Source organism: Robinsoniella sp. KNHs210, from assembly GCF_000686105.1.
Lineage (GTDB): Bacteria > Bacillota > Clostridia > Lachnospirales > Lachnospiraceae > Robinsoniella > Robinsoniella peoriensis.
Genome location: NZ_JMLZ01000002.1, coordinates 4,701,635 through 4,716,214 on the forward strand (window position 1 = coordinate 4,701,635; position 14,580 = coordinate 4,716,214).

The 14,580-nt window shown below is 40.8% G+C and carries 13 protein-coding genes; 12 read left to right on the forward strand and 1 reads right to left on the reverse strand.

Annotated elements, in window-relative coordinates; translation table 11 throughout:
• Positions 1-16 precede the first annotated feature (16 nt).
• From CD03_RS0126960 to CD03_RS0126970, 3 genes are read left to right on the forward strand one after another with little or no spacing between them, the layout of a single operon-like run.
• Entirely contained in the window at positions 17-865 is an 849-nt protein-coding gene (locus tag CD03_RS0126960) for a DUF5685 family protein (protein WP_027296286.1), read from the forward strand.
• The gene (locus CD03_RS0126965; protein ID WP_027296287.1) at positions 855-1,472 is read left to right on the forward strand and encodes a J domain-containing protein; all 618 of its coding nucleotides are present in this window, start codon (positions 855-857) and stop codon (positions 1,470-1,472) included. The genes CD03_RS0126960 and CD03_RS0126965 overlap by 11 nt, the downstream gene beginning before the upstream one ends.
• Positions 1,463-1,996, forward strand: a complete 534-nt coding sequence (locus tag CD03_RS0126970; RefSeq protein ID WP_027296288.1) for a hypothetical protein — start codon at positions 1,463-1,465, stop codon at positions 1,994-1,996. Before CD03_RS0126965 ends, CD03_RS0126970 begins: the two co-directional genes overlap by 10 nt.
• Positions 1,997-2,055: 59 nt before the next feature.
• On the opposite strand, the gene CD03_RS0126975 is transcribed toward CD03_RS0126970, so the two are convergent.
• The gene (locus CD03_RS0126975; RefSeq protein WP_027296289.1) at positions 2,056-3,471 is read right to left on the reverse strand and encodes an alanine/glycine:cation symporter family protein; all 1,416 of its coding nucleotides are present in this window, start codon (positions 3,469-3,471) and stop codon (positions 2,056-2,058) included.
• A gap of 344 nt (positions 3,472-3,815) precedes the next feature.
• On the opposite strand from CD03_RS0126975, the gene CD03_RS0126980 reads away from it, so the two are divergent.
• The 9 genes from CD03_RS0126980 (at position 3,816) to CD03_RS0127025 (ending at position 14,446) form a co-directional block, all read left to right on the forward strand.
• Positions 3,816-4,337 carry a peptidylprolyl isomerase gene (locus CD03_RS0126980; protein WP_027296290.1) on the forward strand — a complete coding sequence of 174 codons (522 nt, stop codon included), beginning with the start codon at positions 3,816-3,818 and terminating at the stop codon, positions 4,335-4,337.
• A 375-nt stretch (positions 4,338-4,712) separates the two neighbouring features.
• A complete protein-coding gene (adhE, locus tag CD03_RS0126985; RefSeq protein ID WP_027296291.1) occupies positions 4,713-7,334 on the forward strand; it encodes a bifunctional acetaldehyde-CoA/alcohol dehydrogenase in 2,622 nt (873 codons plus the stop codon).
• 229 nt (positions 7,335-7,563) lie between these two features.
• Positions 7,564-8,310 carry a phosphotransferase family protein gene (locus tag CD03_RS0126995; protein ID WP_027296292.1) on the forward strand — a complete coding sequence of 249 codons (747 nt, stop codon included), beginning with the start codon at positions 7,564-7,566 and terminating at the stop codon, positions 8,308-8,310.
• A gap of 243 nt (positions 8,311-8,553) precedes the next feature.
• Entirely contained in the window at positions 8,554-9,378 is an 825-nt protein-coding gene (locus CD03_RS34995) for a GNAT family N-acetyltransferase (RefSeq protein WP_052377998.1), read from the forward strand.
• Entirely contained in the window at positions 9,378-10,406 is a 1,029-nt protein-coding gene (locus CD03_RS0127005) for a LacI family DNA-binding transcriptional regulator (RefSeq protein ID WP_027296293.1), read from the forward strand. Before CD03_RS34995 ends, CD03_RS0127005 begins: the two co-directional genes overlap by 1 nt.
• Positions 10,407-10,566: 160 nt before the next feature.
• Positions 10,567-11,370 (forward strand): aminoglycoside N(3)-acetyltransferase, encoded by an 804-nt coding sequence (locus CD03_RS0127010; protein WP_027296294.1) that lies wholly within the window; start codon positions 10,567-10,569, stop codon positions 11,368-11,370.
• A 90-nt stretch (positions 11,371-11,460) separates the two neighbouring features.
• A complete protein-coding gene (gene nudC / locus CD03_RS0127015) occupies positions 11,461-12,297 on the forward strand; it encodes an NAD(+) diphosphatase (protein ID WP_027296295.1) in 837 nt (278 codons plus the stop codon).
• Positions 12,298-12,411: 114 nt separating this feature from the next.
• Positions 12,412-13,080, forward strand: a complete 669-nt coding sequence (locus CD03_RS0127020; protein ID WP_044289698.1) for a TetR/AcrR family transcriptional regulator — start codon at positions 12,412-12,414, stop codon at positions 13,078-13,080.
• Positions 13,081-13,177: 97 nt separating this feature from the next.
• Positions 13,178-14,446: an MFS transporter gene (locus CD03_RS0127025; protein ID WP_027296297.1), complete on the forward strand. Its 1,269-nt coding sequence runs from the start codon at positions 13,178-13,180 to the stop codon at positions 14,444-14,446.
• The last annotated feature ends 134 nt before the right edge of the window (positions 14,447-14,580 follow it).

The following is a 14,580-nucleotide window of genomic DNA, read 5'->3' on the forward strand; positions in this document are numbered from 1 at the left end:
GATTAGGAGATTGTACATGTTTGGCTATGTTACCATTTATAAACCGGAGTTAAAAGTTAAAGATTATTATAAATATAAAGCATATTATTGCGGTTTATGCAGAACCCTAAAAGAGAACTTCGGATTCCGCGGCCAAATGACGCTGACCTATGATATGACTTTTGTAGTCATTCTGCTTACTTCACTGTACGAACATAAAATGAAGAACAGCAAATATCATTGTGTAGTACATCCGGTTAAAAAAATGGACATGCTGCAAAATGACTTTACAGAATATGCAGCAGAGATGAATGTAATATTATCTTATTATCATTTTATAGATGACTGGGAAGATGAAAAGAGTATGGCTGGGCTTGCAGGCAGTAAGCTGCTTGGCAAAAGCGTAAAAAGCATCATTTCGAAATATCCGGATAAGTGTAAAACCATACAGCGCTGTTTAAAAAAACTTCAGGAATATGAAAAAAAGCAGATAACGGATATGGATGCCGTTGCCGGAAGCTTTGGCGAATTAATGGGTGAACTTCTGGTTTACAGGAAAGACCAGTGGGAAGACAGACTTCGTAAAATGGGATTTTTCCTTGGTAAATTTATATATATCATGGATGCCTATGAGGATGTGAAAAAAGATATTGAAAAAGGTAATTATAATCCTCTCATCCCATTACAGGGTAAAGAGAATTATGAAGCGGTTTGTGAGCAGATGCTTAATATGATGATGGGAGAGTGCAGCAGAGAATTTGAGCTGCTGCCCTGTCTTTGGGATGTGGATATCCTGAAAAATATACTCTACGTCGGAGTATGGACAAAATATGATAAAATACAAAAAGAAATGAAAGAAGGAAAGGAACAGAAAAATGGTAAGTGATCCATATAGCGTATTGGGGATTTCATCCAATGCGACCAATGATGAAGTAAAGAGAGCATACAGAGATTTGAGCAGGAAATACCATCCTGATTCTTATTCGAATAATCCACTGGCGGGTCTGGCTGAAGAAAAGTTTAAAGAAGTTCAGGAAGCCTATGATCAGATTATGAAGGAACGGGAAAGCGGCTATAGTTCAGGCGGTTATACTGCCGGAGGATATCAAAGCAGCCAGGATGATTCCAATGAGATGAAGTCTGTAACGAATTATATAAATTCGGGATATTATCAGGATGCATTGAATATGTTATCAAGAATGCAGAATCGTACCGCGAAGTGGTATTACTACAGTGCGGTGGCTAATTCCGGTATCGGCAATAATGTGCAGGCGATGAACCAGGCACAGCAGGCATGCAGTATGGAACCAAACAACCAGGAGTACCGAAATCTGGTTAATCAATTGCAGTGGAGCGGTCAGCGTTACCAGTCTAACAGTTATGGGAACGGGCGTTCTGCCGGCGGATGTACGACCGGTAATTGTTGTTGTGATCTGTGGTGTGCAGATTCACTTTGCGAATGTATGGGAGGAGATCTTTGTTCATGCATGTAAGTGGCAAAAAAATGGCATTTTCAGGCCTGTTACTGGCGCTTACGATTGTACTTATGGTGCTGAGCGGTGTCTTTCAGTTTAACACGTTGTTTTTACTGGGAGCAGCTTCGTTTTTCGTGGGAATTATGATCCGGGAATTCGGATTAAAGCTGGGCGCCGGCTTTTACATAGGAGCAGTCATTCTGGGCCTGCTGATAGCGCCGGATAAACTGCACTGCCTTACTTTTGCGATTATGGGACTCTATGTTCTGGCGATTGAATTTGTATGGCTGAAACTTGGAAAAGTATGTCCAAATGCCAAAGGCCGCAGGATATTCTGGATTTTCAAATATCTCATTTTTAATGTATTATTCTTACCGATGCTGTTTCTTTTTCCAAAGCTTCTGTTTGCTGGGGAGATATCAGGATGGATTCTTCTGGTAGCAGTAGTATTGGGACAGATTGTTCTTTTTATTTATGATAAAGCATACGAGTATTTTCAGGCAAGTATATGGGGAAAATACCGGAAACAATTAGGATTTTAAAAAAAGCTCATATGGCTGTACGTAATTGTGCGTCAGCGATATGGGCTTTTTTACATTTTTTACTTCAATCGTTTCTTCTTTTTACGATCCGGGGTTATTACTGTATCCTGGAAATGAAAACATTCTTTTGCAACTGTCTTATTCAATACTAACAGGCAGATCAGATTGGGAATTGCCATAAGTCCGTTCATTGTATCTGAAAAATCCCATACTACCTGCAAAGTAGTAGTAGCGCCGACAAAAATGATCAGGCAGAAGATAATACGGTAAAGATAAGTGATCTTTGGGGACTTCACCAGATATTCCAAAGATTTTTCACCATAGTATTCCCAGCCTAAAATGGTGGAGAAAGCAAATAATGTAATGCCGATGGTGACAAGCCAACCCCCGGCACCACCAAGAGCGGTAGAAAAAGCCTGTATGGTCAGGTTTACCCCGGTGATTACTTTTCCGTCCACACCCAGTGTACCAAGAACACCGGAGGAAGCGATTGCAAGTCCGGTAATGGAGCAGACAACCAAAGTGTCAAAGAAAGTACCTGTCATGTTGATATAACCCTGTCTGGACGGATGATCCGTTTTGGCGGCAGCAGCGGCGATTGGAGCAGATCCAAGCCCTGCTTCATTAGAAAATACCCCTCTTGCGACGCCCCAGCGCATTGCAGAAAGCATGCTGGCGATAATGGTACCGCCCACCCCTCCGGCAATGGCGTCCGGTGAAAAAGCCATATGTATGATCTGTGCAATACCGGCTGGAAGATTTTTAAAATTCAGAATTATGACAATAAGACCGCATATAAAGTAGAGGACGGCCATGAAAGGAACAATCAGGGAGCATACTTTACCGATACTTTTAATCCCTCCCACAAGCACGATCAGAGCCAGAATCATAATCACTGCACCCGTTACAGAGAGCGGAATGCCAAAGGTATCATGCAGGGCAAGGGATATGGAATTCGCCTGGGTCATGTTGCCGATTCCAAAAGATGCCACAACCGCAAAGACGGAAAAGAGTGCGGCAAGAACAGAGCCGATCCATTTGATGCGAAAACCGTTTTTCATGGCATACATAGGGCCGCCTGCCATTTCACCAAATACATTGGTTTCACGGTATTTTACAGCGAGAACGCTTTCTGCATACTTGGTAGAAAGTCCAAACAGAGCACTGATCCACATCCAGACAAGAGCTCCGGGACCACCTATAACCATAGCCGTAGCAACACCAACGATATTTCCTGTACCAATTGTAGCAGCAAGAGCTGTCATCAGAGATTGAAAAGGTGAGATGTCACCACTGTTAGAATCCATATCCGGATCGGCTTTTTGAAAAACGGACCGCAGAGCGTAACCCAGGTTGCGCCAGGGAAGAAATTTGAGGCGAATAGTCATGAAAATGCCGGTTCCGACCAGCAGTATCAGCATGACAGGCCCCCAGACAAAACTGTTAACATCGGATAAGATCGTTGAGAAATTCATGTTGGTTTCCTCCTGATAATTATTCCCGTGAGCAACAAGCCAGACGGACGCGCTTGCGTGTTCATTTGGCGACTGCCACGAGGTTCAAATCCCCCGTCGCCTTAGGCGGGATATTTGACTTAACAAGTTAACACGGTAGTGTATAATTAAATAATTATAGCATGGATAAGAGGTGGGGGCAAGGAGTGTTTCTTTGTGATTTTATGTAGAGATATGCTGTAAATATGCCTTGCAACATTGAAGATTACATATTATAATTTATTGGTACAGGCAGGAAAAAGTAACTGTTTGTAACACAGCCCTCCTTTATGGCGGGAATTACATTTAATGAAAGGAATAAAACTATGGCACAGAATCCAATTGTAACCATTACTATGGAAAATGGCGATGTTATGAAAGCAGAATTATATCCGGAGATTGCACCAAACAGTGTAAACAATTTTATCAGCCTTATAAAAAAAGGTTTCTATGATGGAATTATTTTTCACCGTGTAATCAATGGATTTATGATCCAGGGCGGATGTCCTAACGGAAATGGTATGGGAGGTCCGGGATATAGTATTAAAGGAGAGTTCTCACAGAATGGTTTTGCAAACCAGTTTAAACATACACCGGGTGTTCTTTCCATGGCAAGAGCTATGGACCCTAACTCTGCAGGTTCCCAGTTCTTCATTATGCATAAGAATTCACCTCATCTGGATGGATCTTATGCGGCTTTCGGTAAAATTACGGAGGGTATGGATGTTGTAAATAAGATAGCAGAAACAGATACAGATTACAGCGACCGTCCATTAGATGAGCAAAAGATTAAATCTATGACAGTAGATACTTTTGGTGTTGATTATCCGGAACCGGAGAAATGCTAATTTTTTAACAAACTAAAACAAATTTCATATAAATATTCCTCAGAGTTTGGCATTTTATTAACGAAATAAACCGCCGGACCTGGGGAATATTTTTTTGTTATTTGGAAATACTAGGTCAATTTACAAAAATTTAATAATTAGGGGTCCTGTCCTTTTGGAATGTGATTTTTTGTGAGAAAATCTGTATTTATAGCGAATTTGAGCAGGTTACAATGTGGAATTTTACGAGTATTCAGATGGTAAAAAAATCTTTGTAGTTTTTTTAAAAAAAGGATTGACAAAATTTTAACGGTATAGTATGATGACCTTGTTAAAAAATTGTCAATAAATGAACCAAAACAAATTATAAATTCACCTATTCAAGGAGGAACAAACATGGCTAAGAAAGAAACCACGGTTAATGTAGTACCTGAAGTGATTGACAGTGTTGAAGCATTGAATGCGAAACTGGCTGCTATGCGCGAAGCGCAGAAGGTATTTGCTACTTTCACACAGGAACAGGTAGATAAGATCTTTTTTGAAGCTGCTATGGCAGCAAATATGCAGCGTATTCCGCTGGCAAAACAGGCAGTTGCTGAAACAGGTATGGGTATTGTAGAAGATAAGGTTATCAAAAACCACTATGCTGCAGAGTATATCTACAATGCTTACAGAAGTACAAAGACCTGTGGCGTGATTGAAGAGGATTCTGCATTTGGAATCAAGAAAATTGCAGAGCCGTTAGGATTAATCGCAGCAGTTATCCCGACAACAAACCCGACTTCAACAGCAATCTTCAAGACTTTAATTTCTCTGAAGACCAGAAATGCCATCATCATCAGCCCGCATCCGCGTGCAAAAGACTGTACCATTGCAGCAGCTAAGATTGTTTTAGATGCAGCAGTAAAAGCAGGAGCACCGGAAGGCATCATCGGATGGATCGACGTTCCTTCCCTTGAATTAACAAATGAAGTAATGAAAGCAGCAGACTGCATCCTTGCAACCGGTGGCCCTGGTATGGTTAAAGCCGCATACTCTTCAGGAAAACCCGCTTTAGGTGTAGGCGCTGGTAATACCCCTGTTGTAATTGATGATACAGCAGATGTAAAACTTGCAGTAAACTCCATCATCCATTCCAAGACATTTGATAATGGTATGATCTGTGCTTCTGAGCAGTCTGTAACAGCAGTAGGAAGCATCTATGACGCAGTAAAGAAAGAATTCGCAGACCGCGGATGCTATTTCTTAAAAGGCGAAGAACTAGATAAGGTTCGTAAAACAATCATCATCAACGGCGCATTAAATGCTAAGATCGTTGGACAGTCCGCTTATACAATTGCAAAGCTTGCAGGTGTAGAAGTTCCGGAAGCAACCAAGATCCTGATCGGTGAAGTAGAATCTGTAGACATCAGTGAAGAATTCGCACATGAGAAATTATCTCCGGTACTGGCATTATATAAAGCAAAAGACTTCGATGAAGCTCTTGTAAAAGCAGCTCAGTTAGTAGCTGACGGCGGATACGGACATACAGCATCCCTGTACATCCATCCGGCACAGAAAGAAAAAATGGAAAAACACGCAGCAGCTATGAAGACCTGCCGTGTATTAATCAATACTCCTGCAGCTCAGGGTGGTATCGGTGACTTATACAACTTCAAACTGGCTCCATCTTTAACACTTGGATGCGGATCCTGGGGCGGTAACTCCATTTCCGAGAATGTTGGTGTAAAACACTTAATCAACATCAAGACAGTTGCTGAGAGGAGAGAAAATATGCTGTGGTTTAGAACACCTGAAAAAGTTTACTTCAAAAAAGGCTGTATGCCGGTTGCTCTTGATGAACTGGGAACAATCATGAATAAGAAAAAATGCTTTATCGTAACCGATAGTTTCTTATATAAGAATGGTTATGTAAAACCAATTGAAGAGAAATTAGACGCTATGGGAATCCAGCATACCTGCTTCTTCGACGTAGCTCCGGATCCAACACTTGCATGTGCACAGGCTGGTGCAAAAGCAATGACAGAATTCGAACCGGATACGATCATTGCACTTGGCGGTGGTTCTGCAATGGATGCTGCTAAGATTATGTGGGTAATGTACGAACATCCGGAAGCTGACTTCATGAGAATGGCAATGGACTTCATGGATATCCGTAAGAGAGTATACACCTTCCCTAAGATGGGCGAAAAAGCTTACTTCGTAGCTATCCCGACATCTTCAGGTACAGGTTCTGAGGTTACACCATTTGCAATTATCACAGATGAAAAATCCGGAGTAAAATATCCGTTAGCAGACTATGAACTGCTTCCTAACATGGCTATCATTGATGCTGATAACATGATGAACCAGCCAAAAGGCTTAACAAGTGCTTCCGGTATCGACGTAATGACACATGCATTAGAAGCATACGTTTCCATCATGGCTACAGATTATACAGACGGTCTTGCATTAAAAGCAATTAAAAATGTATTCCAGTATCTGCCTTCAGCATATGAAAACGGAGCAAATGATCCGATCGCAAGAGAAAAAATGGCTGATGCTGCTTGTATGGCAGGTATGGCATTCGCTAACGCATTCCTTGGAATCAACCACTCTCTTGCCCATAAATTAGGTGCATTCCATCACCTGCCACATGGTGTTGCAAATGCTTTAATCCTTACAAGAGTTATGCGTTTCAACGCAGTTGACGTTCCTACAAAGATGGGTACATTCTCTCAGTATCAGTATCCGCATGCAAAAGAAAGATATGCGGAAGCAGCTCGCTTTGCAGGCATCGTAGGCAAGGATGACAACGACACATTCGAAAAATTAATTACAGCATTAGAAGAATTAAAAGAAAAAATCGGTATTAAAAAATGTATCGCTGATTACGGCGTAGATGAAAAATACTTCCTGGATACATTAGATGACATGGTTGAACAGGCATTTGATGATCAGTGTACAGGAGCTAACCCAAGATATCCTCTTATGAAGGAAATCAAAGAAATTTATTTAGCTGCATACTATGGCAAATAGGATTCCTATATGGTATAGTTTATAGATAAGCTGTTCAGTCGGATACCTTGCTATAGTATGAAGAATTACGGCAGATTGAGTCTACAGTCTGCCGTAATTTCCACGATCAGTTTTATTCCAAGAACGGTTGAATGGCAGTTTGTAAACATCAATTGCCAGGCAGTCCTCCTTAGTACATTACAAGTGTCTGCCTGGCAGAACCAACAACATGGAAAAGGGGGATTTTCTAATGTCAGAATTACAGATTATTGCAAAAAGGGACCAGAAAATGGTTTACAGAGACGGCGGCAAGGCGGTCAAGGTATTTGAATCAAGTTTCACGAAAGCAAATATTTTAAATGAAGCATTAAATCAGGCAAGAGCAGAAGAAACGGGACTTAATATCCCGCAGGTTCTGGAAGTAACGAAAGTCGATGGAAAATGGGCGATCGTATCTGAATTTGTCCAAGGTAAGACATTAGAGCAGTTGATGCAGGAGCATCCGGAAAGGCTTGAGGAATATATGAATTTATTTGTTGACCTTCAGCTTGAGATGCACAGCAAAAAAGCACCTTTATTAAACAAGTTAAAAGATAAGATGATTCGTAAGATTACTGCAGCAGGTCTGGATGCAACTGTTCGTTATGAACTCAACACCCGCCTGCAGGGGATGCCTACCCATACCAAAGTATGTCATGGCGATTTTAACCCGAGCAATATTATTATCGATGAAAGCGGAACAGCTGCGATTGTTGACTGGGCACATGCCACCCAGGGTAACGCAAGTGCCGATACCGCCAATACTTATCTCTGCTTCGCATTGCAAAATCATGAAGCAGCAAAGCTTTACATGGATCTATTCTGCAGGAAGAGTGACACTGCAAAACAATACGTAGAGCAGTGGCTTCCGATTGTAGCTGCATCCCGCCTCACAAAGGGTGTGGAAGCAGAAAAAGAATTCTTAATGAAGTGGATTGATGTTTGCGAATATCAATAGAATGACTGGAATAAAATTGAAGATTGAATAGTGGGGAACAAAGGAATGCCGGGTGATTGGGCATTCCTTTGTTCTTGTGGTTTACTAAGCTGATATAGATTGCGGATATTGCAGCATTTTTTGGACTAAATATGATATAATAAAAATATTGCAAATAATTATTTAATAGTTTAACATAATAAAAAATTAAATCTTTTCAGGCTGCATCAATAAGAATATATATTACAGCCTAATCGGAGCCCTATGATTATCATAAATGACATTATATTCAATCAAAACATAGAGAACAACAATATAATAGAAGAAATAAACCAGTTTTTCAATCGCCTGCAAAAGGAAGGATGGAAAGTGATAACTGCAGCATCTGACATGTCTTATGATCTGGAATCCGTAATCCTGATCACAAATTCAGCTGCCAATGGAAAAAAAGCGAAAAACGCAGGAATTCCCTGCGTTTTTTATGATGCACTGGGAAGTGCAGCCGGTATTTACGGGGTTGATATGGTGGTAGAAGGTCTGGAAGAAGTGGGCAGCGACTTCTTGATGAGTGTCTATAACAGACACTATAAGATCGCTTCTGTTATCACGGAGACAGCCCGTTTACTTATTCGGGAAACTGTACCGGAAGATGTGTATGAATTATATGAGATATACAAAGATCCGGAGATATCCAGGTATTTACCGGCACTGCCGAAGGATCTTAATGAGGAAAGAGAGATTTTGGAATCCTATTTTGATCATATGTATGCATTATATGGATATGGTATGTGGACTGTAGTTGAAAAAAGTTCCAGTCAGATGATTGGCAGAGTGGGATTTGAAAATGGGGAATTGGAAGGAGCAGGAATGATTGAACTGGGATATCTGATTGGCAGCGTCTGGCAGAAACAGGGATATGCATTTGAAGCAGTCAGAGCTGTTCTGGATTATGGGAAGACATTTTTGGGATTTGAGGAAGTCTATATCAGAACGAAATCAGAGAATCTGGGTTCCCGTGCTTTGGCTGAAAAAGCAGGCTTTCAGCTGATCAAAGATGGTGATATACAGTATTACAGAAGGGGATTATAATGGCTGAAGAAGAAAAGCAGGAATATCGTGTGCGGATTAAAGATATAGCAGATGAGCTGGGGGTGAGCACAGCCACGGTATCTAATGTCATCCACGGGAAGACGAGAAAGATTTCCGAGACTACCGTAGCAAAAGTGCAGGAAGTATTGGAGAAAAATCAGTATTTTCCCAATATGGCATCTATTTTGATGGCGCAAAATGATGCGCGAATCATCGGGGTGATACTGTCTGATGACTGTAAATACGAAGGCAGAATGATTGAAGATCCATTTGTCGGTACGGTGGTTTCCAACCTTTTGAAGGAAATTCAGGCAAAGGGATATTTTATGCTGCTTCGGGAAGAAGATGATTTGGAGGAAATTGTCCGATATTCTTCGATCTGGAATATGGCTGGGATTTTATTACTGGGATTTTGTGAACAGGAGTATGAGAAGCTGAGAAGCAGAATGAGAATTCCGTTTGTTGTAATTGACGGTTTTCTGAAAAAAATAGATCGCTATGGGAATATCGGCATTGATAACTTTAGCGGTGGATACCAGATGGGGGAGTATCTGTGGAATATGGGGCATCGTAATATATTATTTCTGGCAGATAATGATGAGTGCGCAGATCACCAGAGATACTGTGGATTTGTTAAGGCTATCACGGAATGGGGCGGAGGTATGTGTGATTTTAAAATGCTGCCAATGGAAGCCGGAAAACGCCCAGAGGTCTATGAACAATTATTATCCCAACTGGGAGAATATACGGCGGCGTTCTGTGCTTCTGATGTATATGCCATAGAATTTATGAGTTATTTGACGGATCATGGGTACCGTATACCGGAGGATTTTTCCGTATCCGGGTTTGATGATGTGTCGGCGGCACAGATAGTGAGACCAAAGCTTACTACAATCCGGCAGGATTTAAAAGAGAAAGCGGCTTTGGCAATGGATTTACTGGAGGCAATGATGAAAGGAAATATTATACAGGAAGAAAGGATCTTACCGGTTACGCTGGTGGAACGGCAGAGTGTAAAAAAAATATAATGTGGCTTTCGTTAAATTGTACAAAAATATCTTGAAAGAATTGGCTTTGGTTACGCGGTTAACCTTTTGTTTTTCAGAAAATGCGTGATAGGATAAAGGTATTGGAAAGAAAGGAAAATTCCTTTCCAGAATGCCGACTTATAATGCGAGGAGAAACAAAATGACGAATAATGATGAAAACAGAGCATTTTTAACAAAAGCAGATTTCATGGAAGGATTTCATGAAATAGGGATAAAAAAAGGAGCAGCCGTTTTTGTGCACACTTCGCTGAGCAGTCTTGGATTTGTATGTGGAGGGGCACAAGTTGTGATTGAAGCACTGTTAGAGTCTGTTGGTGAGGAAGGAACCATTATGATGCCAACCCAGAGCTGGAAGAACATGGATCCGGATACAGGAGTTCATGGGGATCTTCCAAGAAAGTGGTATCCTGTCATACGCAAATGCTGGCCTGCATATGACCCTGAAATCACCCCTTCCAATAACATGGGGGCAGTAGCAGAAATGTTCCGTAAATGGCCGGGTGCAAAGCGCAGCAGTCATCCGGTGCGTTCTGTGACAGCGGTGGGAAGATATGCAGAGTTTTTAATAGAAAAGCACGATTTATCCAATATCTTTGGTGCAGGATCCCCGATCGATCGCTTGTACCAGCTGGGCGGGGAAGTTTTACTGATTGGAGTGGGATATGATAAGAACACATCGCTGCATCTGGCAGATGCAATAGCTGATTATCCGGGAAAGCATAGTGAGGTTCAGAGCAGTGCAGTCAATAAAGGCGGAATCAGACAATGGGTTACTTACGAGACACTGGCGGTGGATGGTGAGGATTTTCAAAAAATTGGTGAAGCTTTTGAAGAGGAAAACGAAGTAAGGGTGGTACAACTGGGAAATGCGGATATTCGCATCATGAAGCAAAGAGAACTGGTGGACTTTGCTGTTAAGTGGATTGAAAAATATAGAAAATAAAAGAATATAAGCGGCGGATTCTGAAAAGCATTGAAAGCTTTTTCTAAACCTGATATAATGCAGAAAACAAAACGAAAGGTGGAGGAATAAATGATTCAGGATATAGCACCATATGTTTTAGATAATCAGTATACCCCTGATTTGCCAAATAAGGATAGTTTTCTGCTTTGTTTTCATGGAAATGAAGTTTTGATAAATATCAGTGATGACCAAATCGTCTTTCCGAGGTTAAAAGACCTGGAATCGATGGAAGAGAATCTGCAGGAGGGATGTACTTATTTATTTTCAATCAACAGCCAGAGTTTTTATCTGGCAAATAACATAGCAAATTCCCCTGGAACAGGATTTACCATGGCGAATGTGGAAATATTCCGGACTGCACAGCCCCAATATCTGGCATTTGCAGGAATAACCGCATTTCAAATATTCAGCTGGTATCAAACCAGACGTTTTTGTGGCAGATGCGGTAAACCTATGAAACATCATGATAAAGAACGAATGATGTTTTGCAGCGAATGCGGATTACAGGAATATCCCAAACTTTCACCTGCAGTAATTGTAGGAATTGTAGATGGAAATAAGCTTCTGATGTCCAGATATTCCGGGCGGAATTATAAGAAATATGCTTTGATAGCGGGATTTGCAGAGGTTGGTGAGACGATTGAAGAAACAGTAAAACGGGAAGTTATGGAAGAAGTGGGGCTTAAAGTAAAGAATATTAGATATTATAAAAGCCAGCCCTGGGCTTTTTCCAGTACATTGCTGTTCGGATTTTATGCAGACCTTGATGGCGCAAAAGACATAACGCTGGATCGGAATGAGCTGGAATTTGCAGAGTGGTTTAACAGAGAAGATATACCGGTTTGCGACACCGCGATTAGTCTGACGAATGAAATGATAATGAGATTTAGAGAGAATAAAGAGTAAAAATTATACAGATCAGAAGGTAACGTTATCGAAGACCAGAATAATGATTGACAATGCGTAAAAGTTCCTGTATACTACATACATACCAATAGTATGTATACAGGAGATGAGCGTATGGCTAGAAATAAGTATCCGGAAGTTACAGTAAATCGTATCTTAGATGTGGCTACCAGATTGTTTGTGGAAAAAGGATACGATAGTACAACAATTCAGGCAATAATAGATGAATTGGGGGATTTAAGCAAGGGTGCCATCTACCATCATTTTAAATCCAAAGAAGATATTATTGAAGCCGTTATGGAGCGTATGTTTGCAGAGATGTATAGTAGTGTATATGCGATAATGGAAGACTCATCATTAAATGGTTTACAGAAGATACAGAAAACGATTCGGGTTTCTTTGGGAAATCCAAATCAGGAAAAGGTACTGAAGTCGGCGCCGGATCTAATGCATAACTCACGCTTTTTGGCAGCACAACTGTATGGTAGTATTAATAATTTTTGCAGAGAAGTGATAGAGCCTCTGGTGCATGAGGGAATTAAAGACGGTTCCATTTGTACGAAGTATCCCAAACAATTGGCGGAGATGCTGATAATCCTGTCTAATATCTGGTTGAACCCGGCAGTATTTCCGGTTCCGGATAATGAACTGTATGATAAATTTTTATTTCTAAAAGATGTAGGAGAGCGTATAGGCATTCCCGTTTTAGATGATAGTATGCTTGAAAGACTGCAATACTTTCGACGCATCATGGATGAGAACACAGCAAAAGAATTATCATAGAAAAGATAGCAACTCAATTACTGTCACGTAATATAGTGGCAGTATATTTTTAAAAACATACATACCAAACGTCGGTATCAATTAAGGAGGATTTAGAATGAATCAAAAAACAACTTTATTCCACCGGGATTTCACACTGGTGGTAATCGGACAGATTATTTCCCTTTTTGGAAATGCAATTATTCGATTTGCACTGCCACTTTACCTGCTGAATATAACGGGATCTGCTGCTTATTTTGGGCTTGCCAGCGCACTGTCATTTATTCCAATGATTGTGTTAACTCCTATTGGAGGGATGATTGCAGACAGGGTGAATAAAAGAAATATTATGGTGGTACTGGATTTTGCCACAGCAGCGCTCATAACCATATTTTCAATTACTATGGGGAGATTGAATCTGATTGTACTATTGATCATTACATTAATGATTCTTTATGGAATACAGGGGGTTTATCAGCCTGCTGTTCAGGCTAGTATGCCCCTGCTGGCAGATGAAGAACATTTACTGCAGGCGAATGCCGTGATCAATCAGGTCAGCGCACTTTCTAATTTACTGGGTCCTATTATAGGAGGAATATTATTTGGATTATGGGGACTGACCCCGATTTTGGCAATTGGCGGTATTTGCTTTTTCTGCTCTGCGGTAATGGAGATTTTTATACGTATTCCAAATGTGAAGACCAGAAAAGCGACAAGTATTCTGGTATTAGTGAAAAGTGATTTTAAGGAAAGCATGACTTTTATTGTTAAAGAAAACCCCATTATCATGAAAGGTATCATGATTGTGGCAGCGTTTAATTTATTCCTGAGTTCTATGGTGATGGTCTCCATGCCGGTTATGATTACACAGACTCTGGGGATGCCGGACCAGATGTATGGATATGCCCAGGGGGCTTTGGCAGCAGGTGGGTTACTTGGCGGCATACTGACGGGTGTTCTGGCTAAAAAATTAAAGGTGGAGCAGACCTCATGGATGCTTTTAGGTTCTGCGATACTGTTAATTCCTATGGGGGCTGTGTTTTTAATTGATTGTACCCCAATGGCTGCGTATATCATTATTACCATAAGCAGTTTTGGATTGATGGGTATGTCTACCATGTTCAGCGTGCAGATGTTATCTTTTGTTCAGGGGCAGACTCCGGCACATTTATTAGGAAAGGTAATTTCCTGGGTACTGGCATTGGCTATGTGTTCGCAGCCGGTTGGGCAGGCAATGTATGGAGCTCTATTTGAAAAATTTAAAATGACACCGCATATCGTTATTTTTGGTGCAGCTTTTATCTCAATTGTAATTGCATTAGCAGCAGGAAAAGTCTTCCGATCCATGGGACAGTCATTTGGAAAGGAAGAAGTGGGAAGTTATTAGAGAAATATCTTGTACCAGGTTTTGAATTTACTCAAAACCTGGTTCTTTTGTTATCTGAAAAAGAAATCTTATTCCGGGAACAGTAAGAAATTAAAAGTTGAAATAAGTCAAAAAACCTCGTATAATCAATTTTA

What these genes read in the sequence shown, in the direction of transcription:
- CD03_RS0126995 (WP_027296292.1), top strand. Translation starts at nt 7,564, where the DNA reads ATGTCAGAATTACAGATTATTGCAAAAAGGGACCAGAAAATGGTTTAC.
- CD03_RS0127025 (WP_027296297.1), top strand. Translation starts at nt 13,178, where the DNA reads ATGAATCAAAAAACAACTTTATTCCACCGGGATTTCACACTGGTGGTA.
- CD03_RS0126980 (WP_027296290.1), top strand. Translation starts at nt 3,816, where the DNA reads ATGGCACAGAATCCAATTGTAACCATTACTATGGAAAATGGCGATGTT.
- CD03_RS34995 (WP_052377998.1), top strand. Translation starts at nt 8,554, where the DNA reads ATGATTATCATAAATGACATTATATTCAATCAAAACATAGAGAACAAC.
- CD03_RS0126960 (WP_027296286.1), top strand. Translation starts at nt 17, where the DNA reads ATGTTTGGCTATGTTACCATTTATAAACCGGAGTTAAAAGTTAAAGAT.
- CD03_RS0127020 (WP_044289698.1), top strand. Translation starts at nt 12,412, where the DNA reads ATGGCTAGAAATAAGTATCCGGAAGTTACAGTAAATCGTATCTTAGAT.
- CD03_RS0126970 (WP_027296288.1), top strand. Translation starts at nt 1,463, where the DNA reads ATGCATGTAAGTGGCAAAAAAATGGCATTTTCAGGCCTGTTACTGGCG.
- CD03_RS0127005 (WP_027296293.1), top strand. Translation starts at nt 9,378, where the DNA reads ATGGCTGAAGAAGAAAAGCAGGAATATCGTGTGCGGATTAAAGATATA.
- CD03_RS0127010 (WP_027296294.1), top strand. Translation starts at nt 10,567, where the DNA reads ATGACGAATAATGATGAAAACAGAGCATTTTTAACAAAAGCAGATTTC.
- CD03_RS0126975 (WP_027296289.1), bottom strand. Translation starts at nt 3,471, where the DNA reads ATGAATTTCTCAACGATCTTATCCGATGTTAACAGTTTTGTCTGGGGG.
- adhE (WP_027296291.1), top strand. Translation starts at nt 4,713, where the DNA reads ATGGCTAAGAAAGAAACCACGGTTAATGTAGTACCTGAAGTGATTGAC.
- nudC (WP_027296295.1), top strand. Translation starts at nt 11,461, where the DNA reads ATGATTCAGGATATAGCACCATATGTTTTAGATAATCAGTATACCCCT.
- CD03_RS0126965 (WP_027296287.1), top strand. Translation starts at nt 855, where the DNA reads ATGGTAAGTGATCCATATAGCGTATTGGGGATTTCATCCAATGCGACC.